This window comes from Kosakonia sp. YIM B13571 (assembly GCF_042788095.1).
GTDB lineage: Bacteria > Pseudomonadota > Gammaproteobacteria > Enterobacterales > Enterobacteriaceae > Kosakonia > Kosakonia quasisacchari.
This window is the reverse complement of record NZ_JBHZPL010000005.1, coordinates 1-19688: the sequence shown is the minus strand read 5'-3', so window position 1 is coordinate 19688 and position 19688 is coordinate 1. Positions and strand designations below refer to the sequence as shown.

Annotated in this window: 20 protein-coding genes; 5 read left to right on the top strand and 15 right to left on the bottom strand. The window is 50.0% G+C overall.

Annotated elements, in window-relative coordinates; all coding sequences use genetic code 11:
• Window positions 1–13 precede the first annotated feature (13 nt).
• Genes ACFX4O_RS14025 through ACFX4O_RS14015 form a run of 3 tightly spaced genes read right to left on the bottom strand, consistent with a single transcriptional unit; the run spans window position 14 to window position 5971 of the window.
• On the bottom strand, window positions 14–2725 hold the full coding sequence (locus tag ACFX4O_RS14025) for a DEAD/DEAH box helicase (RefSeq protein WP_380208916.1): 2712 nt from the start codon (window positions 2723–2725) through the stop codon (window positions 14–16).
• Window positions 2715–4613 carry a hypothetical protein gene (locus ACFX4O_RS14020; RefSeq protein WP_380208914.1) on the bottom strand — a complete coding sequence of 633 codons (1899 nt, stop codon included), beginning with the start codon at window positions 4611–4613 and terminating at the stop codon, window positions 2715–2717. Before ACFX4O_RS14020 ends, ACFX4O_RS14025 begins: the two co-directional genes overlap by 11 nt.
• Window positions 4610–5971 (bottom strand): hypothetical protein, encoded by a 1362-nt coding sequence (locus ACFX4O_RS14015; RefSeq protein ID WP_380208912.1) that lies wholly within the window; start codon window positions 5969–5971, stop codon window positions 4610–4612. The genes ACFX4O_RS14020 and ACFX4O_RS14015 overlap by 4 nt, the downstream gene beginning before the upstream one ends.
• Before the next feature lie 292 nt (window positions 5972–6263).
• On the opposite strand from ACFX4O_RS14015, the gene ACFX4O_RS14010 reads away from it, so the two are divergent.
• Entirely contained in the window at window positions 6264–7274 is a 1011-nt protein-coding gene (locus ACFX4O_RS14010) for an alpha/beta hydrolase (RefSeq protein ID WP_380208910.1), read from the top strand.
• A gap of 16 nt (window positions 7275–7290) precedes the next feature.
• On the opposite strand, the gene ACFX4O_RS14005 is transcribed toward ACFX4O_RS14010, so the two are convergent.
• The gene (locus tag ACFX4O_RS14005) at window positions 7291–7689 is read right to left on the bottom strand and encodes a winged helix-turn-helix transcriptional regulator (protein WP_380208908.1); all 399 of its coding nucleotides are present in this window, start codon (window positions 7687–7689) and stop codon (window positions 7291–7293) included.
• 168 nt (window positions 7690–7857) lie between these two features.
• Between ACFX4O_RS14005 and ACFX4O_RS14000 the strand changes: the two genes are divergently transcribed.
• Both ACFX4O_RS14000 and ACFX4O_RS13995 read left to right on the top strand, forming a co-directional pair.
• Window positions 7858–8289, top strand: coding sequence for a DoxX family protein (locus tag ACFX4O_RS14000; RefSeq protein WP_380208906.1), 432 nt, complete (start codon window positions 7858–7860; stop codon window positions 8287–8289).
• A 53-nt stretch (window positions 8290–8342) separates the two neighbouring features.
• Window positions 8343–8891 (top strand): flavodoxin family protein, encoded by a 549-nt coding sequence (locus ACFX4O_RS13995; RefSeq protein ID WP_200553286.1) that lies wholly within the window; start codon window positions 8343–8345, stop codon window positions 8889–8891.
• Between the two features lie 69 nt (window positions 8892–8960).
• Here ACFX4O_RS13995 and ACFX4O_RS13990 read toward each other — a convergent pair whose 3' ends face one another.
• The gene (locus tag ACFX4O_RS13990) at window positions 8961–9869 is read right to left on the bottom strand and encodes a LysR substrate-binding domain-containing protein (RefSeq protein WP_380208904.1); all 909 of its coding nucleotides are present in this window, start codon (window positions 9867–9869) and stop codon (window positions 8961–8963) included.
• 129 nt (window positions 9870–9998) lie between these two features.
• Here ACFX4O_RS13990 and ACFX4O_RS13985 point away from each other — a divergent pair, with 129 nt between their 5' ends.
• Both ACFX4O_RS13985 and ACFX4O_RS13980 read left to right on the top strand, forming a co-directional pair.
• Complete coding sequence (locus ACFX4O_RS13985; RefSeq protein WP_380208902.1) at window positions 9999–11066, top strand: MFS transporter; 1068 nt, start codon at window positions 9999–10001, stop codon at window positions 11064–11066.
• A gap of 9 nt (window positions 11067–11075) precedes the next feature.
• Window positions 11076–11351 (top strand): hypothetical protein, encoded by a 276-nt coding sequence (locus ACFX4O_RS13980; protein WP_380208900.1) that lies wholly within the window; start codon window positions 11076–11078, stop codon window positions 11349–11351.
• Between the two features lie 5 nt (window positions 11352–11356).
• On the opposite strand, the gene ACFX4O_RS13975 is transcribed toward ACFX4O_RS13980, so the two are convergent.
• From ACFX4O_RS13975 to ACFX4O_RS13930, 10 genes are all read right to left on the bottom strand, one after another.
• Window positions 11357–11977 carry a DapH/DapD/GlmU-related protein gene (locus ACFX4O_RS13975; RefSeq protein WP_380208899.1) on the bottom strand — a complete coding sequence of 207 codons (621 nt, stop codon included), beginning with the start codon at window positions 11975–11977 and terminating at the stop codon, window positions 11357–11359.
• A gap of 1207 nt (window positions 11978–13184) precedes the next feature.
• Entirely contained in the window at window positions 13185–13679 is a 495-nt protein-coding gene (locus ACFX4O_RS13970) for a lytic transglycosylase (RefSeq protein ID WP_131412829.1), read from the bottom strand.
• Window positions 13676–14650, bottom strand: a complete 975-nt coding sequence (locus tag ACFX4O_RS13965; RefSeq protein WP_380208897.1) for a hypothetical protein — start codon at window positions 14648–14650, stop codon at window positions 13676–13678. The genes ACFX4O_RS13970 and ACFX4O_RS13965 overlap by 4 nt, the downstream gene beginning before the upstream one ends.
• Window positions 14650–14721, bottom strand: a complete 72-nt coding sequence (locus ACFX4O_RS13960) for a VENN motif pre-toxin domain-containing protein (RefSeq protein ID WP_380209217.1) — start codon at window positions 14719–14721, stop codon at window positions 14650–14652. The genes ACFX4O_RS13965 and ACFX4O_RS13960 overlap by 1 nt, the downstream gene beginning before the upstream one ends.
• Window positions 14722–14877: 156 nt before the next feature.
• Window positions 14878–15582, bottom strand: a complete 705-nt coding sequence (locus ACFX4O_RS13955; protein ID WP_380208895.1) for a hypothetical protein — start codon at window positions 15580–15582, stop codon at window positions 14878–14880.
• 30 nt (window positions 15583–15612) lie between these two features.
• Window positions 15613–16188, bottom strand: a complete 576-nt coding sequence (locus tag ACFX4O_RS13950; protein WP_380208893.1) for a hypothetical protein — start codon at window positions 16186–16188, stop codon at window positions 15613–15615.
• Window positions 16189–16317: 129 nt separating this feature from the next.
• Complete coding sequence (locus ACFX4O_RS13945; protein WP_380208891.1) at window positions 16318–16641, bottom strand: hypothetical protein; 324 nt, start codon at window positions 16639–16641, stop codon at window positions 16318–16320.
• A gap of 3 nt (window positions 16642–16644) precedes the next feature.
• Window positions 16645–17082, bottom strand: coding sequence for a hypothetical protein (locus ACFX4O_RS13940; RefSeq protein WP_380208889.1), 438 nt, complete (start codon window positions 17080–17082; stop codon window positions 16645–16647).
• Window positions 17083–17241: 159 nt separating this feature from the next.
• Window positions 17242–17613: a barstar family protein gene (locus tag ACFX4O_RS13935; protein ID WP_380208887.1), complete on the bottom strand. Its 372-nt coding sequence runs from the start codon at window positions 17611–17613 to the stop codon at window positions 17242–17244.
• Window positions 17614–17624: 11 nt separating this feature from the next.
• A partial coding sequence (locus ACFX4O_RS13930; protein ID WP_380208886.1) for a VENN motif pre-toxin domain-containing protein occupies window positions 17625–19688 on the bottom strand: 2064 nt, incomplete at its 5' end.

Below are 19688 nucleotides of genomic sequence, written 5' to 3'. Positions count from 1 at the left end.
AGTCGAAGCTTAGTTACTTTGCCGGGTCTGTTGCCCCGGCAAATTCAGCCGGATAAGGATCGACCGGTTTAAGGTCGGCCTGAGGTTTGCGCAGCGCCGCCTCCCAACCGCCGGTTTCATCGTTGAGATTGATATCCCGGCTGAATTGATCAAAGTCGCAGGCATCGAGCTTCGCTTCAAAATTCCGTTTGTGCTGGATGAATGCGGCGAGCTGATCCTGATCCAGCGACTGCGCGAGGTAAGGATAGTGAATGCGCAGTTCCGTCGTCCCGTGCTCTTTTAACAGGTGGTTGACGCGACCAAACAGCCGATCGACGCGTCCCACGCGCTGCTCGTTGTCGCCCGGTGTCCAGGCAATCCCGTAGTGATGCACCTGGTTGCACTGCAAATGCAGGTTCACCCCTTCCTGGAACACAGACGTTGCCACCAGCACGTTGGGATAAAAGGGGCTGTTGAACCCGAGGATCAAGCGTTGCCGGTTATCGGTTTGACCGCTGGCGTACCACGCCGGGCTTGAGAGGTTGGTCAGTTCCCGCCACGGCGTTTCCCAGTCGGCCAACGGGTGATCGGTGATTTTTTCACACATCGCCTCGAAGGTTTCAATGCCATTGATAAAATAGCGCAGCAGTAACGATCCCGGCAGTTTAGCGGCAATGCTGGCGGTAAAATCGCGGTAACGCTTTTGCACATCCGAAGTGGTGCTCTGGCGGCTAAAGCGGATAAACCAGCAGTAGAGTTCCATCATCACCGGGCTGGCGAAGACGTAGCCCGTTTTCAGGTAGTTAGCGAGGTTTTCCACAATCGCCGGATTGCTTGCCTGCCAGTCACGGAGTTGCTGCTGGCAATGCGCGGGCAGCAGCGGAAACATCATCCCCCAGGCCGTTTGCAGCGGTTGCTCATAACGGTTCTCTTGCACCTTTTCGCTACGCGCAAGACGCTGCGCAGCAGGCCACATTTGCAGGCGAACGTCGCGCGCCGCATCGCCAAAGTTATCGCGCTGGCGATCGGTGAGCCGGTAATAGGTGGCATATTGCGCACAGCGATAATCCGCCGCAGGCTCCAGAAACAGGGAAAACAGGCTTTCAGCCCGACGAAAACGCTGGCTGACGTTGGTGCAGTCGGTTCGCTTCTCACCGCTTCTTTTCACCACAAACAGATCGGCGATTTTCGATGAGAGCTTCAGCTCACTTTGCTTGCGCTCGTTGCTCTCCTCGTCTTCGTTACTCTCGGCTTCGTCATCCAGGAACTCGGACGCCTCTTGCAACACATGCGCCGCCTGGGTTAAGCGATTGAAATACTTACGCGACCAGCCGCTTTTGCGCCATGCTTTTAGCGTCTCATCCGCAGATTCAACGCCCCACGCAGAGATCATCTCCCGCGCCATCAGTTCGTCATATTCGGCGTTGATGCGCTGAGTAATTTCTCGCACCGAGGGGATGCGACGCACAAACACCAGATGTTTATCGCGATACAGCGGGCGTGGCGCAGTAAACCATTGTTCGGGCACACACTGCTTGACCAGTGCGCCATATTTCGGGTGATCCGGAAAGCGGTGGTAGATATCCTGAAACGCTTGCGTCAGCTCCGCCAGCAAGCGGGAGTCCGGCGCCTGGTGAAAGGCGTCTCTCGCCATATCGTCCGAATTCTCTTCACCGCTTTCGTTGTCCTCTTTCGCCACAATGCCCGTCGATTCAAACCCTTCGAGATAGCCATACTGGAACTGGCGGCGCTCACCTTTCGCGCCCAGCGTCTTTACCAGCTCGCGCTGGTAGAGGGCGAAAAAGAGCTCCGCATCCGGGTTGTCGGTAAAATCCGCCGCCGTCGCCTGCTCATGGCGGTAGTTATATTTATTGTTGGTCACGCCTTTGCCCTGCATCTGCCGCAAGCGGCGAATGGCAAAGGTTTTTAACAGCGTTTTCGCATCGCCGTCGGGGCTAATCGCTTCCGGGTCGAGGAAGTAACGCAAAATATCGGCAACGTTGCGTGATGAAGAGTGATTCGGCGTCGCGGTGAGTAACAACGTTCGTTGCCCTAAGCGGTTATCGTCCTCGCCAAAAAAGCGCTTCGCCGCCGCCGCGCGCTGGGATTTGCCATCGCGGTTACGGAAGTAGTGCGCCTCATCAATGATGATGAGATCAAACCCCTGCTCGCCCAGCATCGCTTTAATTTGCGCATGGATTTTCCCGGCTTCACGCGCCGCGCATGCTTGCATATTGCTGCTATTTTTCTCCTCCACCGGGACAAGCCCACTGAGCGAGTGGATGGTGGTCAGGTAAAAATTCCCCCGCGATTCGCGGAGATCCGCTTGAAGCTCGGCGAGCCTTGTGAAAATGCGCGCCTCATGTACCGGCTCCCTTTGGGCATTGCAAATCTTCGGATTTTTAGCGCGATAGTGATGTTGCAAAAAGGTTTTGTATTCCCGTTTCCAGTGCAGGCAAATGTCTTTATTGGGCGCGAGGATAAGGATTTTCGCGTCGGGCTTTTTATGCCAGAGCTGGAGCACCACGCCAATCGCCTGGTAGGTTTTGCCCATCCCCACTTCATCAGCAAGTAGCGCCAGCTGGCGTTTTGCGAGGATATTCCACAGCCCGGCGACACCTTCGGCCTGACGTGCGGCCATAGAAGCTTCCTGGGCATTGTATTGCCAGTCGTCTTGCGACGCGTCAAAACTCATCTTTTCCGCCACCGCCTGCGGGGTAATGGCTTTCCAGTTATCAGGCTTCATATCCACACCTTTGCTTTATCGCGTCGAGGTACTGCTGGCGCTGTTTTCCCTTTACCGGTAATGGCGGAATGTCGATGACAAGTTTCGGCCACGCGTGGGCGGCGAGGCTCTTTTTGCGGTAGCGTTTTTTCGCCAGTTGGCAGAGGCTTTGCACCTCGTTAGCCATAAACCAGCCAAACAGCGTTCCCGGTTGCGCGGCGAGGTTTTCGCGCACTTTCTCCACCAGCTCGAGCAAACAGCCAGGGCACGTGAACAACCAGTAGTGCAGCGAAGCATCATCGTTCAGGGTTTCGAGTTGTTCGCGGCGTTTTTCCAGCGCGTAGAAAAGGCGGAAATAGCTGGTGGCGCTGGTCTGTATCGGCGGCTTTTCCTCCGGCGGCGCATCTTCTGCCGAATCGCCATCGCGCAGCGTTTCACGCAGTTGCACCGCGTCGTTGTCCTGCGGATCGACATCACTGATATAGCTATTGAGAAGATCGTGCAGCGTGTCGAAACCGTTCACCCGGCGAAACGCCTGCCCCACTTCGTGAATAACGCCTTGCCAGTCCGCCTCGCCGGGGCGGGTGACGGTGTAAAAGTGCTGGGTTAACACCTCATCCGGCTGATCGGCGACGAGATCGCGCAGCGCAATCAGTGAGTTACCACGCCAGCCCAGCGGAATCACCTGCGTGATACCCGGCAAGCGAAGCGCATATTGCGCGGTGGATTTGCCGTCAAACCATTCGCCGGATACGGTGTATTTGCCCGAGCGCCAGTCAAATTGCACCTGTAAATCAAAGGGTAACTGATCGGGAACGTGCAAACCCTCGGCTTCCAGCAACTCGGCGCTGGCGTAAGCGAATGCCTTTTCATCCAGCACCGCGCCGACGATTTTTGTTTTCGGCGAGACGCGATGCACAATACCCGCTTCGATGTTCCAGTGCGTCTCGTCTGTGTTATCCACGTTGACGCAGCTACAGCCCGGCGCGGTGAAATTCCACGAGCCGATCGCCAGCGTTGCTGAGCTTTTCCCCGTCGCCAGCCAAACTTTGGCGTGGGTGAGTTCTGAGCGCTCGTCACGCTCCATCGGGTTTTTACACAGGCGTAACTGACCGGATTGGCGCAATGCATCCGTACCTTCCCCGCCTGGCGTGCGCAGAAACCGCCCGTGCGCCAGATCGGGCACCAGATCGACGCGCAGCGCCGGGTTACCAAAAGCATGGGATAAAGAGCCGATAAAACCCGCTAAATCTGCCGCCAGGTAAGGCGACCAGACGGAGAGCTTTTTGATGGTGTCGCCGTTCGCCAGCGCTTTCAGCAGCGTTTTACCGGAAAGGGAATGAATAAAATCCCAGTCAGGATCGTCATGGGAAAATTTCCGCCGCACCGGGAACGCGTCGTCGACAGCCATGTTCGGGTCTACCTGCGTAAAAAAGGACTTAATCTGCTGATACTGCTTGTTGGTGCTGACACGGCGAAAATCCACCGCCTCCTGGTTGCGCCCCCAGCCGCTGAGCGTCAGGTTCGCGCTGCCCGCGCCCAGGATCATATTGCCGTGCACATCCTCGAGATAAATCACTTTGGGGTGAAAAAGGCTTTTTTGGGCATCCAGATGCGGAGCAATTTGGCGCACGGAAACCGGCAGAATGGTGATCGACGTGCGCTTGTGCTGCTCCTGGGTTATCAGACGCTTGTCGCAGTAGATGCGGAAATCGATCTTTTTGCGGGTGAGATCGAATTGCAGGCGTTCAAATTCGCTGCGGTTTTTTGGCGGCTCTTCCATGTCCAGCACTGCCGGCAGCAGGTGCGTTTCGATAAAACCAATATTGATATTAAAGCTGGTCAGCCAGACCCGTTTTATCTCGCCAAGCGTGGCCAGTTGCGCTTTAAATTCGCTGATGAGTTTCACTGTTCGACTCCCCACAATCCTTGCAGCATATGGCGGAACTGCGAGATGTAATAATCGTTAACCCAGCCGTCATTCTGGCGATCGGCGCGCAGTGTGCGCACAGGAACCTGCAACGTTAGCGTTTCACCAGTAAGCGTTATCCACGGTAACTGCCCGCGGCTTTGCATCACGTATTCATGATATTTCAGTAATTCAATAGTTTGCGCAGCAACAGAAGGGGCTTGTGCGACATTCAGCAAACGTTCAAGGCGGGTATGCGCCGTGCCGGAAAGCGCGGGCAGCAGCGTCTTATCGTTTATCACCTGTTCAGCTCGTTTCGGCAGCGTTTCATCGTCCAGCCCGCGCTGCGCCCAGAACTGGCGAATATCCTCTAATGTCTGTTTTTTACGCTGCAATATCCCGGCAAATAACAGATCAATCGCCGCCAGATAAGGTTCAACATGCACGATATGGCGCAACAACTGGCGATCGGCGTCGTTATGGCTAAGACGCAGCGCCTGGTGATAAATATCTGCCGCAGGCAACTTTTTCGGCGCCTGTTCAAGGGCGGTATACAGCGCGCCGGAAGCGCCTTCGCGTAAACGGGTCATCGCCAGCCAGAAATCTTTGGCGTAACGGCCAACATATTGCGCCGAGCGAAATGCCTGCACATACGCGCGGGTAATTTTGTTATCAATATCGGCAAAGCGCAGCGTGAGCCCTTGCTGAAGCCGCACGCCAAGCTGCGTTTTCAGACAGGCGCATAACAGGCGAAAAAGCGTTTTTAGCTGCGGTGTTTGTAAAATAAAGTGCCCGGCCTGTTGCCATGCGGATATGCCTTCTGCCAACTGATAATGATATTTTTGATTGAAGAAATGCATATTCATCATCGGCGTTTTATAACGCCCGTTGGTGCCGAGAAATAATTGCTGGGTCAGCAGTTGGCTGTCCGATCCGTGGCCGAAAATAAGCCGTGGGTTATTTTCAAATTCCGCGAATTTATCGCGGGCTTTAACGATGCCCAGCACGCCGGTGGTGACGACACCTTTTTTGCTCTGGCTATCGCACATCGACAAGGTGTAAATATTCTCTAAGAAAATCAAACAGGCGTGCGTCAGTTTCACATCCTTTTTGCCGCCATAGATTTTTTGTAATGCGTCGCCGAGCTGCGTTTTATCATCACTGAGAACGCTGCGAATAACATAATGGTGAAGCAGATTGAGTGTGTAGTGACGAACATCATTGGCTACGGAACTAATACGGTTGCGAAAAATCTGCTGCCCGAAAGAGGACCAGACAATCAATTGACCAAGAGGGTCAATATTCAATTCACCGCTGAGTGATTCGTCATATTCCGTAATAAAACGCTGAAGATTCATTAAAATTTTATTTAAGGAAAAACAGGCAGTTATTATCCTCTTTTTACCGGATCCGTGAAATCCTCATCTTTGGTACTTTACAGGCAGGCGGGCGATCCTCAACGTCTTACACGGGTCTGCCTGCAAATTTAATCTTTATAAAATCAATCAGTAAAACGTAGTTGCACATTAATTTTATAAATTTAGCTTGCAATCAAATAGCGCACTATTTAAATTACACCTCACAGCCGAACACAACGGCCTCTAACATAACCAACTAAATAGCGCGCGATACAATCGCAAGGGAGATAAGATGTCACGTTCATTACTGATTGCCATGAGTTTAGTTGCCTCCAGCGTTTCCACCGCCTGGGCCGCCGATGCGCCAATACCGACAACGGGTGTAGCAAAATTTCTTTCCGCGCTGAACAGCAGCGGCGGTAAACCGATTGAACAACTTTCCCCGCACGATGCCCGCCAGGTGCTGATTGTCGCACAGCAGGGCGCGAAACTGCCGCCAGCCGATGTCTCGGAAAAAACTATCACCGTTAACGGCCAGCCGCTGAAACTGACCATCGTTAAACCACAAGGCGCAACCGGAACCTTGCCGGTGTTTATGTTTTTCCACGGTGGTGGCTGGGTGCTGGGCGACTACCCAACTCATGAACGTTTGGTGCGCGATCTGGTGAATGGATCCGGCGCGGCGGCGGTGTTTGTCAACTACACGCCATCGCCGGAAGCGCACTTTCCGGTGGCGATTAATCAGGCGTATGAAGCGACCCGCTGGGTTGCCGAGCACGGCAAAGAGATTGGCGTTGATGGTTCACGCCTGGCGCTGGCCGGTAACAGCGTGGGCGGCAATATGGTCGCCGCCGTTGCCTTGCAGGCCAAAGAGCGCCACACACCTGCGATTCGTTATCAGGTGATGTTCTGGCCGGTCACCGATGCGCGCTTTGAAACCGGCTCCTATAACCAGTTTTCCAACGGCTATTTCCTCAGCAAAAACATGATGAAATGGTTCTGGGACAACTACACCACCAAAGAGAGCGACCGCCGCAACATCCTCGCTTCCCCGCTGGAAGCCAGCAGCGCACAGTTGAAAGGCCTGCCGCCAACGCTGATTCAAACCGCCGAGCTGGATGTGCTGCGCGATGAAGGTGAAGCGTTTGGTCGTAAGCTGGATGCCGCAGGCGTGCCGGTGACGGTCACCCGCTATAACGGCATGATCCACGACTACGGTCTGCTAAACGCGTTGAGTGAAGAACCAACTGTGCGCACCGCGTTATCGCAGGCCGCTCACGAACTGCGTACCCATCTGCAATAAGCCCCAGGAACCCACCCTACGCGGTGGGTTCTTTTACTTTGGCCTGCTTCGCCTCGTCATACGCCATCTGCGCGGCCACCACCGCATCCATATTGTGCTCCACCCAGTGCGTTAGCACGGAAACGGTTTCTGTCAGCGTGCGTCCAAGCGGCGTCAGGCTGTACTCTACCGACACCGGCACGGTGTAAAACACCTGACGGGCGATAATGCCGTCACGCTCAAGTTTGCGCAGCGTCTGGGTTAACACCTTTTGGGTGATCATGCGGATATCGCGTTTCAGGCCATTAAAGCGCACTGGGCCATTTTCCAGCCGCGCCAGCACCAGCAGCGCCCATTTGTCCGCCAGTCGCGCCAGCATATCGCGCGTCGGGCAGCGGTTATCGTAGATATCGTAAGGAATGGACGGCTTAATCATAACGACAAACTCTCGTAGTAGGTTTCCTTGAGGAAACGTAGTGCCCTTTGGGTGCCTTCTTCCGCAACCGGAACGGGATGTGTATAACTCAAAGCCTAAGTTTCTATTTGATACCAAGGTGCCAGAAATGGCAAAAGGTCTCCTGCGAAATAGTTAAGGGATAAAAGGATGATTACTCGGCTGAACAATGCATTTCTCAGTCTCACCACACACCCGGAATTTGGCAAGCTGCTGTTACGCCTGACATTTGGTGTGCTGATGCTGTTCCACGGCGTGGCTAAAGTGCAACATGGCATCGGCTGGATTTCCGGCATGTTGATGGCGCAGGGCTTGCCAGGCTTTATTGCTTACGGCGTATTCATTGGCGAAATCATTACGCCAGTGCTGATTATTATTGGTCTGTTTACTCGCCAGGCGGCATTTATTTACGCCTTCAATATTCTGGTCGCCACGTTGCTGGTCGGCATGGGGAAATTCTTTACCCTGACCGATGTTGGCGCATGGGGCCTGGAAAGCGAAGCGCTCTATTTCCTGGGTGGTTTAAGCATTATGTTTCTGGGCGCGGGGAAATACACCCTGTTTGCCGGGAAAGAAAAATAATGGCGATCGTGCAAATTGGTTTGCACGACATCTCTCTTCGATAGGGGAAAACTATGTCTACTGTTGTGATCTATTATTCCGGCTACGGCCATACCAAAGCGGTGGCGGAAAAAGTGGCCGAAGGCGCTAACGCACAGCTTATCGTCATTGATAACAACGGCGATATTCAGGAGAGCGACTGGCAGCTGCTGAATGACGCAAAAGCGATCATTTTCGGCGCACCAACCTATATGGGCAGCGTGCCGTGGCAATTTAAAAAATTCGCCGACGCCAGCTCAAAAGCATGGTTCACCCGCGCCTGGCAGGACAAAGTTTTCGCCGGTTTTAGCAACAGCGCCAGCCTGAACGGCGACAAACAAGTGTCGCTGCAATACCTGCAAACACTGGCCTCACAGCACGGCGGCATCTGGGTAAGCCTCGGTCTGCTGCCCGCTAACACACTGGCCGCGACGCGCCAGGACATCAACAACCTCGGCGGCTCCGTTGGTCTGCTGGTGCAGTCTCCATCCGACGCGGGCGCAGACCAAATCGCCTCTGGCGATCTGGATACCGCAGTGAAATTCGGCCAACGTGTCGCGGATATCGCTCGCCGGTTTAACTGAGTTTTCCAGTAATTAAATAAGCGAAAGCCAGGGAAACCTGGCTTTTTTATAGGTGTTTACAGCATTCATTTAGCGTTCTGCCGAAATGCTCAGGGCAGCAAACTCCCCCAGCAACCACTGTTTAAACTGCTGCACATCTTGCCGCTCCGCTTTCTCGCGGCTGGTCACAAAGTAATAATTCCCGCCGGGTAATTTGCCGGGCAACGCGATGCGCAACAGCTTCTGTGCCAACGCATTCTGGATCAGTAACTCGCTGGCGAGCAGCACGCCCTGTCCGGCTATCGCCGCCTGAATCGCGTGCGTCTCATCGTCAAATCGAATACCGGATTGCACCGATAAACCTGCCGGGCCAAACGCCGCTTGCCAGTGCTGCCAGTCCGGTTCCGGCGTCGGGACATGGCGGTTTTCGATATGAAACAGCGTTAAACCCACCAGATCTTGCGGGCGCTTCAGCGCAAGTTGCGGGCTGGCAACCAATACAAAGCGATCGCGATACAACAACGTGTTATCCAGCGTGTCGTCGGCCTGCATGCTGTAACGGATCGCGCAGTCTGCCATTGCACCGCGCACATCCACCAAGTCGGTGCTGCTGTGCAGACGCAGCTCCAGTTCAGGATGCTGTTGATGCAGCGAAGGAAGGCGCGGTACCAGCCAGTTGGTCAGGAAGTTGGAGGTGGTGCTTAAGGTCAAAGCTCCCGGCTGACTGGCGCTGTCGATGGCGTCCACCGCTTCGCGTAGCGTGGCAAACATATTTCCCGACGCGCGAAACAGGATCTCTCCGGCAGCCGTTAACGTGACACTGCGCGCCGAACGGTTAAACAGCCGTTGATTCAAAGACGCTTCCAGCACACGGATCTGATGACTGATTGCCGTTGGCGTCACGCCAATCTCTTCCGCCGCCGCTTTAAAACTGGCATGGCGGGCAACGGCATCAAAAGCGCGAATAGCGGAAAGCGGCGGTAAACGGCGTGTACGCATAGCTGAATTTAACTCATCCTTTGCTGAAAAATATGACTTTGCCTGACCTACAAAACAAAGCGTAGCCTGTTATTCAACGGGAATAACCATGAATGCTATTCATCTTTCGCAGATTAACAGGAAAACCTCATGACGCAACTCAACACACTGACTGCGCGCACTTCAACGCGCTATGTTGCGCTACTGGCCCCCGGCATCGCCCAGGCGCTGATCGCGCTGGATTACGCCATTGTCTACGTTGCACTGCCGACGCTGGCGCATGATTTACAACTCTCGCTTAGCGCGATGCAGGGGGTGGTGTCGCTATACGGCCTGACCTTCGCCGCGCTGCTGTTGCTGGGCGGAAACCTGTGCGATCGCTTTGGTGCACGGCGCATTTTCAGCATTGGTATGGCGCTGTTTTTACTGGCATCCACCCTCGGCGGGCTGGCACACAGTGGCGAACTGTTGCTGATTGCCCGCGCCGGGCAAGGCATCGCCGCCGCGCTGCTGCAACCAGCTGTGCTGGCGCTGATCGGGCAACACTTTCACGGTGAATCGCACCACCGCGCACTGGCAATCTGGAGCGCGATTGGCGCATTCGGGCTGGTGGCAGGCGTGGCGCTCGGCGGCGTACTGACAACGCTAAGCTGGCGGGCAATCTTCTTTATCAACCTGCCGCCAGGTTTGCTGGCGCTGTGGTGGGTGAAGCGCGATTTTCAACATCTGATCCCGCAAAGTGAAACGCAGCGCTCCGGCATTGGTGCGCTGGTTGGCTGCACGGCCGCCGGCGCGCTGGTATGGGCGTTAATGCGCTATGGCGAAACGGGCGCAGCAGATTTTGTCGCCAACCGGTTGGCGGCGGCGATGTTGCTGCTGTTTATTTTGCATGAACGCGTTGCCCCGCAGCCGCTGTTATCGCATGCTTTGCGCAACCTGCCTGGCTTGCAAAGTGGCTGGCTGAGCAGCGCCTGTTATATGGCGAGCGTCGGTAGCCAGTTCTACGCCATGACACTGTTGTGGCAACAGACATTACAGCTGGATGCCGTCACCACCGGGCTGCTGTTCACGCCGCTGGCGCTGCTGATTGTCACGGGCAACGCGCTCTACACCCGGCTAACGGCGCGTTATGCCAGCGCAAAAGTGCTGATGGCGGGATTTGCCAGCGCTGCGCTTGGCCTGTGGCTGCTTGCCATTTCGCTGGAAGCGCCGCTCTAACCCGCGTTTATGCTCGGCATTGCGCTGAGCGGTATTGGCCACGGGCTGGTTTACCCAGCAATGTTTGCCGTGGGGTTAACGGCAGTACCAGCGCACCAGCAGGGTCGCGCCAGTGCGCTGATGATTACCAGCCAGTACATCGCCGGGGCGATGATGCTCGCGATCATTTCCGTGCTGCTGGGCGCGAAGCCGGATTTAACCGCGTGGTCAACCGTGTTTCATCTGCTGTGCGGCGCAGCAGTGGCGGGAATATTGATCGCACTCTGCGCACGAGAGCACCGCTAGCGCAGTTACGGCTTACTCCACTTCTCGCAAAATGCGTCGATTCGTTCATCCTGAAAATCAGCCAGCCGCTCGATGATGGTTTCCAGCGGCCAGTCCCACCAGGCAATCTGCTGCAACTGATGCCCGATGTGCGGCGCGAAGCGCAAGCGGATCGTTTTTGCCGGGACACCGCCGACGATAGTGTAAGGAGGGACATTTTTACTCACCACCGCACCGGCGGCAATCACCGCGCCGTCGCCCACAGTCACGCCAGGCAACACAATGGCCGCATGGCCGATCCAAACATCATTGCCAATGATGACGCTGTCGCCACGGCGGCGCACAAAAAAGTCGTGATCGCGCGTGGCGCTGGCAGAGTAATACTCCGGGCAGTAGGTGATGCGATGTTGGGACGGGCGTTCCATCGGATGATTGGGCGCGCCGATACGCACGTTGTTGGCAATCGCCACAAATTTACCGATCTGCGCATCGGCGACGGTGCAATATTCCCCCAGATAGGAGAAATCCCCCAGCGAGGTGTACTCCATCAGGCTGTTGGCCAACACTTCACACTGCTGGCCAATTTTGCATTCGCGTATGCGCACGCTGGGGTCTATCCAGGTTTCGGCGAGTTTTACAAGCTTCATTGGTGGTTTCCCTCATGACAGATCGCGCTACTGTATGCCGGTTCTGTGTAGGGAAAATGACGGGGGAGAGTAGGTACATTTAACGGTGTTGCTGATGTGGCGGTGGTGAAATGCAGAGAGAGGGATTTTGGGTCAGGGTCACTCTCAGAGTATTATAAAGCCCCCTCTTATTGGTCTCTCGCTGTTTATTTGGTAAGTAAATATAGTGATAGCTCCCTTGAAGACTGGAATATATATTTGAAGAGTCAGTGAATTGCCATGGGATAATCCAGACACTTTCGAACCATTAATAATGTTGGTTTCGCTTTCCGCTCTTGCATGGCATAACAGTATTTACGTTTACTCATTATTTATTGCGACTTATTTCAAATTACATAATTAGCACACTACTGTTGACTACCACATGGGGCCTTATACGCACTTCTATTCTGGTAAGAAATTCTCTATGGCGGCTTTCAACTTATAAATACTCTCCCGATTTGTCATTCCTTATCGAAAATGAGCTCACGCGCTCAATATAACTGTGGACATTTTCGTGCTGACCACTTCTAAGGTTATATTGAATCCAACCGGCAATGATACTGTATGAAAATTTAACGCAACAGCCATAGCCGTCACTATATTCATATAAAAAGCTACCAGCATCTTTATCCAAGCAAACAGGGGGTACTCTCAAAAAAAGCCAGAAGCTCTAATTCATCAGGACTACTTTCAATAAACATTATTTCTTAACTCCATTTTTGGAAATGATAGTGATAAATTTTCGGATTCATTCCCAATCATAAATATTTTCTGGAATACTGTTGCTTTATCAGAAGGCCCAATGAAAAAAGTCTCTGAGCAGGCAAACCATTCATTTTTTCTCTATGTTCACCTAAAGCAAAACCTGATGGGATCGTTTTGACGTATTGCTTATGGAGATACTTTTAAAAAACATCCTTTCAAGACAGGTGCAATGGCTTAGCCGCGATCAACAACCGACTTTATCGATTCAACTTTAAACTCTTCGGAGTAACGTTTACTGCTCACAGACACCTCTCTTTAAGTCATCTGAAATGACACTGAGGTGTCTGTTAAACCAATGGCGATTCAGAATGGGCAGAGATGCATACGTTAAAACTGTAATTTATCAAGCCGGGAAAGCCCACCTGGATAATAGTAAAAACCTCCATAATAATTTGAGATTCTTTTAAAGAGTAGCGATTTCTTACCTTTCCTTTCGGATCAAAGAATCATACTCACCAAAATCGGGGAATGTATCATAATTCCCTGCCACATCGACCATTGTTTGACTCTCTTCTAGTTTATAGGGATGGAACTGTTCTTCTCTTACTACAGTGCTACCATCTTCGTTAAAAATATATGTTGTACCATGCAACACATTCAATATACCTGCACCTTCTCCATCACGCTCAGCAAACTCTCGATAAATAGCCATTGATAAAAACAAACGATCGTCATCAATTATTTTAAAATTATATAGCAAATACTCTTGTAAGTTTTCATTTAGAAAACTTACCCCAACCCATCCTTTGTTTTTCATTACTTCAATAAAACATGATGGTGTAGAATCTGAACCAATGAGTGCGGTATAAGACTCACCAGCAATATGTTTTTTATATGCTTTCTTTTCTAACCATATATCTATTGGTTTGTTTTTTGCCCTAAACCATGATTTACAATAAAACACATCTTGCTTCATTGATAAACTTTCCCATTTGTATCACGTATTACCACTCCAGCCTTATCTGCTGCGTTCAAAACCGCTTGTGGAATGGGTTTTACCTGAGGAGGAACTTCTAAAATATTAGTCCCACGCAGCGTATCACCAGCCAATGCCCCACTTGATAGGACTTTAGCAATGGTCGCGCCTACAGGATACTTATTCACAGCTTCCCGAATGTAACTGGTCGCCGTCGCCTCTTTGATATCAGCAAATTGTGTGAACTTACGTGACACTATCTCACCTGTAGTTGGGTTATACGAATCTAGACGATAATAACCGTTTCCGTTGGGTTTGTTCACATACAGTTCTTTGTATGGATAATTTTTATACTGCTCTAAGTTAAACTTATTACCAGCCTGAAGATCCTGCAACCATACAGGCTTCGCAGAATTCACCGTTGCGCCAACGCCCCCGGGGGTTGTAACTTCAGGAGTTGCCGAACTATTACCCGTTGTTGGGTTTTTCGAACCTCTAGCGCCTTTAGCCCCGCCAATTAATAATGGCAGAGTCGCCGCCATGGCCTGTGCAACTTCCTTATTAGCCCCCATGGCTTCAAACCGTTCAGTCCAGCCAGAATTCGCTAAAATGCCCTGGGCTTCAATGCCTTGGGCATACATAGGTGTCAGAGCATCCCTGAAATCATCGGGTAACGTGCCATCCGCAGCCATATGTTTGATCATTGCGTCGAATGCTGGCCACTGCTCAACCAGATAGCCAAACTTCTCCTTGCATTGCTTCGGGGCCGTTGTGCAAAGGGTTGCTATATCGACCTGCTGCTCTGCATTGAGCGTGATCATGTCTCTAATAACGGCTTCGCAACTAGCTCCCTGGCAGATTCTGGCTCTCTCGGCAAACCCACTCAGTTGGTTGGTACTCAGAACATTATTCTCAGCAGTTGTCTTACCCGCTTGTGCCGCAGCTATCACACTCGCACTGTTATCTCCCATCAGCCCGTCAGCAAGGCCAGTGTCGCCAGTGTCGCCAGTGCTGACACTGTTTGTTTCTCTTCCTCACTCAGTTTGCTGACATCTTTTATGCCCCACGCATCGAGGGCAATTATTCCAAACCGTTCACCGGTTGCTGCATAGGTTCCAGTGCTTTGCGCCTGGATTCATGAACAACAGTTTTGTAGACGTTTAAATGCTGTTTTTTAATTACGGAATTTTATTTCCAATTATTCTTTTGCATTATAAGGCTTAATCGCCATATTATTATTTTCGCTATAATTAAAATAACGAAAAAAGTATGAGTGATCATGGAAAGGGCTTTGCACACCATTTAAATGTAACGCATTAAAATCTCTTTTTTTGAGATCTATAAATAACTCCTGTACTTTATTTAATGCTTTCGCAGACTCAATAGATATGTTGTTGTTAAGTTCGATGGACTGAGCCACTATATCAAACTCATCGAATTCCAGGAATAATTTCCCTGTAGCAATAATTCTTAACCATAGCATGGTATCATGGTAATCTGCACTTCTTCCAGCAAGTAAAATGTATTTATCACCGACATCAAAACCACAATCATCAGAGTGATAATGTTTTTCCCCTCCTTTTTCCAACAACATAAAGACACATCTTTTGTCCATCAGGACCCTTGCACGTTTTAATACTACAGTTAAGATGCACTCCGGCTCACTAATATCCACTTTTTTTAACAATGAAGCTATTATGCTATTTGGATTCTGATTTAAAATTGGAGAAAACCAAATATCTTCAGACATATTTATTTCAATATTCTTTAGAGTTATAACAAATTGCTCATTCCCCCATGAAGATATTTCAGGAAAGGTAATGTAGTGCCGTAATCCGACATCACTGCTCATACAGATAAACCGTTCATAACTATCGGTGATATCTAATAAATATCTCTCCATTTTACACTTCCTTTTAAAGGTGCACTCTAACTAAGATCGCCCTGAAAAATCTCTCAATGCTATATTGACATATTCTGTATGCTCAAAATATCTCATAAGAAAATCGAAATCAAAGAAAGGCGATTTTATATTATTAAAGACATCATGTTCAATGAGCGTATCTCTTTGTTTATTGAATATCCTTTGTGATTTATTAATTATTTTAACCTCTTCCATATTGAAAGTGCTTTTAAAATCTTGCATCTGCAATAGAACATCTCGGTCTTCGAACTGAAGACTTAAACTACCCGAGAAAAATATATACAATCCTATATTGGAATCCGTGTAATCCAAACTCTTTCCAGATAGCCAAACATATTTACTTCCAGTAGAAAAAGATATGGAAAGAGTGTGATAAATTTTTTCTGTCCCATTATCGAGACATACACAATATGTGACATCCCCTTCAGCAACTATTTTCGCCCTTCTCAATAAGAATGATGCTACTGAATCCTCGCCATCATACCTGTCAGCAAGTTTAGCAATGACTCCTTCAGGATTTTCAGCAATGGCATGACAACACCAAAGATCTTTATCAGCATTTATTTCAAGGTTTTCTACACTCACAACGATTTTGTCAGTCTCACCACAGGTGATCTATCGCAAAGTAAGAATACAACCCAGAAGTATTATCCAGGTTAAGCAAAGCCGGATACCCGTCAGTGATATTGATATTGTAATTCATTACTGACCCTCTCATTTACGTTTGAAACTATATTCAGTTACAGTTTTATTATTAATTGATGTTATGCCATCTGACTGAGTATAACCTAAATTGTGCAAAAATTTTGTCTCGGTTAATATAAATCCATTTTTTGTGGCTATTTTTTCAATATTCCTTATTGCCGGATTACTCCAGGTTCCCGTCACCAAAACCATACCATCAGTAGCTAATACTCGTTGAATTTCAGAACTAAAAGGCTCGAAACCATACGGATTCTCCATAACGATCTTACTTTGCGAGCCTGAAGCTATCTGAGACAGATCATTCGCATCTCCGGCATGAGCACCATTTGGCATAGTTTACTTCTTTAGGCTCTCATAAAATTTGATAACACTTTCCATATCAGTACTCCATTCTGAGATTTTCATACCATCTTCATTATGGGTAATGCGAGGCTCTATGAACTCATTTATTTCTTCAGCAGAAAAAGCATTGCATTCATCGAGAAATAATATTTTATTTTGTACAAAAACATTAGCACCACAAAAATATAAAACCCATGTAAATATAAAACTTGTATTATCAGGTTCATACATAGTGACAGCTAAAGCCGCATGCTTTCTATTCTTAATTCCCTGTTCAATAGACATAAGCCAATTTATTTTATAATCATTCACAGTCCAATATGACAACGGGATATTCATAGATTCTTTATAGTCGTTTATTATTATTGTCGCTGGTAAAACTAGTTCACCCTCAACATTTACAGCTTCTTTTTCTGGAAAAATACCAAACATAAATCACACCCTTAATCCTGTATAAATTTTCATCATAAGTTCCGTTCCTGTTTTCTTTGCAATCAAACATATTTCAGACATTTGTTACGCTATGGATATTAATATCAGATAATATAAACTCTACCGTGAAAGTATATGTGCAAGCATCTCCGTTTACTTTCAAGTTTTAATTATTTCTTCGACACGCTTTTTATCTGATAACTTAAAATACACCTCAAATTCATGCGCATCATCATTTTCCCAAGACAAAACTGCATCATTGAGAATATCAAGATATATTTTCACCTCATGAAAAGACAAATCTGGAATCTGTTTGTGAATGAGAACAATTTTTTTACAATCCATCCAATGGAAATCATTCAAACAATCATTTAGAGCATCCCAATTAAATCCAAAATAGCCAGGAAACCATAATGAATAATATAAACTTTTTATTAACTCCGAGCCAACTTTTATATCTGGATCTATTCTTACACAAAAAACCTCAGCAATATTGAATGAGGGGAAATTTTCATAATATTTGAAAGCCATTGATTTTCTCCTTATTTTTTTATGAGTATAAATGTTTCATAATGATCAGGCGTATAATACATCTCACCTTCTTTACCTACAACAATTCGTTGAGGTCCTGGTCCGTCTATACCAGGTGTAGGATGCACATATTCGGTGTAATATCCGGCAGGTTTTTCAGGCAAACTTCCAGATTTATTTTTATATATTGATCCATCATTTTTGTGGGGAAAAACGCCTCCAGAACTGATTCTTTCTAAAGTTGGTTCGAGGTCAACTGTACCTTCAAAGGTCTTACCTGATCTAATATCTATAACAGTAACACCGTCAATGAATCGAGTCGTACTATTATTAGCCTTAGAAATTTGGCTTTCAGCCTCCACTAGCTGAGATAAATTACCGCCCTGCTTAGGAACCAACCCTGTACTTGTTTCCAAATACAGTTTTCCATCGGAGCCCAAAATTTCCGTGATACCCGTTTTGCTATTAACAACCCGTCGATATCCCTCAGGCAAACCACCTGTAGAGTTAAATTTCGCACCGACCGATCCCCCCTCAACATAACCGACGGGAAGTGGTGTATGTTCAACTGAATTAGCGACAATAGTACTAATCGCTTCTTTGGTAACCTTCTGCCCAGTTAGCTTCTCAATTGACATCAGCGCGCTAAGTTCAGCTAGTTTGTCCAGTGCTTCCGGGCTAACAGCTTTACCTGCTGCAAGAGATATACCCAACCCAGCAGGCAGAGCATCTCCCATGCCAGCTTCTGCAGCCCATATCGAAACCTGGTTAGCACACAAAACAGGGTTTGCAGAGCAGGCGGCAGCCGCAGCCTGAGCACTCGCGACTAACGCAGGTGACGCAGCAATCGCCGCAGCACCTACAGCCCCACCCCCCAGAGCTAAAATAATCGCTTTGTTAACTGCCTGCCCACGCTTACAGGAGTCACTAGCCGGAGCATCACTACAGGAGAGAACATCCGCACCATGTTTTTGTACAGCATGCAAATGATCTTCTTCTGTTCCGAGGAAGTTATTCTCAACCGTCGTTTTCCCGGCCTGCGCACCCGCGATAGCATTTGCACCACTGTCGCCGACCAACGCACCCGCCAGCCCGGAAGCAAGCGTCGCCAGCGCTGAAACAGTTTGTTTCTGTTCCTCACTCAGTTTGCTGACATCTTTTATGCCCCACGCGTCGAGGGCAATTATCCCGGCCAGTTCACCCGTTGCCGCTCCCGCTGCTGCAGTGGCTGCGTTTTTTCCGCTCGCCGCTGCCAGTGCCGCATTAACCACGGCGTGAGCGATAACTTTCGCTGCATCATCGTTTACATTCTGCCCGATGAGATAAGCAATTTCCGGCGCAGCGGCTCCCGCGAGCGCGGCTTTAATATCTCCGCCAGCCAGCGCCTGTATCGCCGCCGTGGCAGCCGTTATTCCGCGCTGAAGCGTACTTCCTGTACCGTATTGCGCTTCTGCGGTTCTTCCCGCCTGGTCAGCAATTTCGTCTTTCGTCGGGTTAAGTTTGCCCAGACCCGCAAGCGTTTCTTTCGCTGCTTGCAGTGCCGCGGGATCGTTCTTCGCCCTTTCTTTGGCAATCGCCCCTTCTGTCCGCACAATATCCGCGACCTGCGTGCCGATCTCGCCGATCATCTGTGCGGTCTGCAGACGCCGCTGCTCTTTTTCCTTGTCGAAGATCGGGTCGATGCTGCCGTTGGCATGCTCGGTATCGCGGCTCAGCGTGGCGACATCCTGCTGCTGGCCAGCCTTGTCGCGGATCACAATCGTGCCGTCGGCCACCGCCGACTGCGTGGTGCCTTCGGCGTGACCCTTACCGTTCATGCCCGCCAGCATGACATTGGCCATATTCCCGAGCACATTGCCGACCATACTGCCGCTGGTGCTGAACCCGGCACCCTGGTGTTCCGTTTTGAAATCCGCTTTGTTGTTGATATCAGCGAAGCCCAGCGTGCCGGTATCGAGCCGGTTTTTGTCGGCGTCCGCCCGGCTGGCAAGCACGGCACCGTCCAGTTGCGTGTGGTTGCCCACCGTGACATCAAAGCCACCCTTGCCCGCGAAGATCCCCGTCTGCTCCTGCAC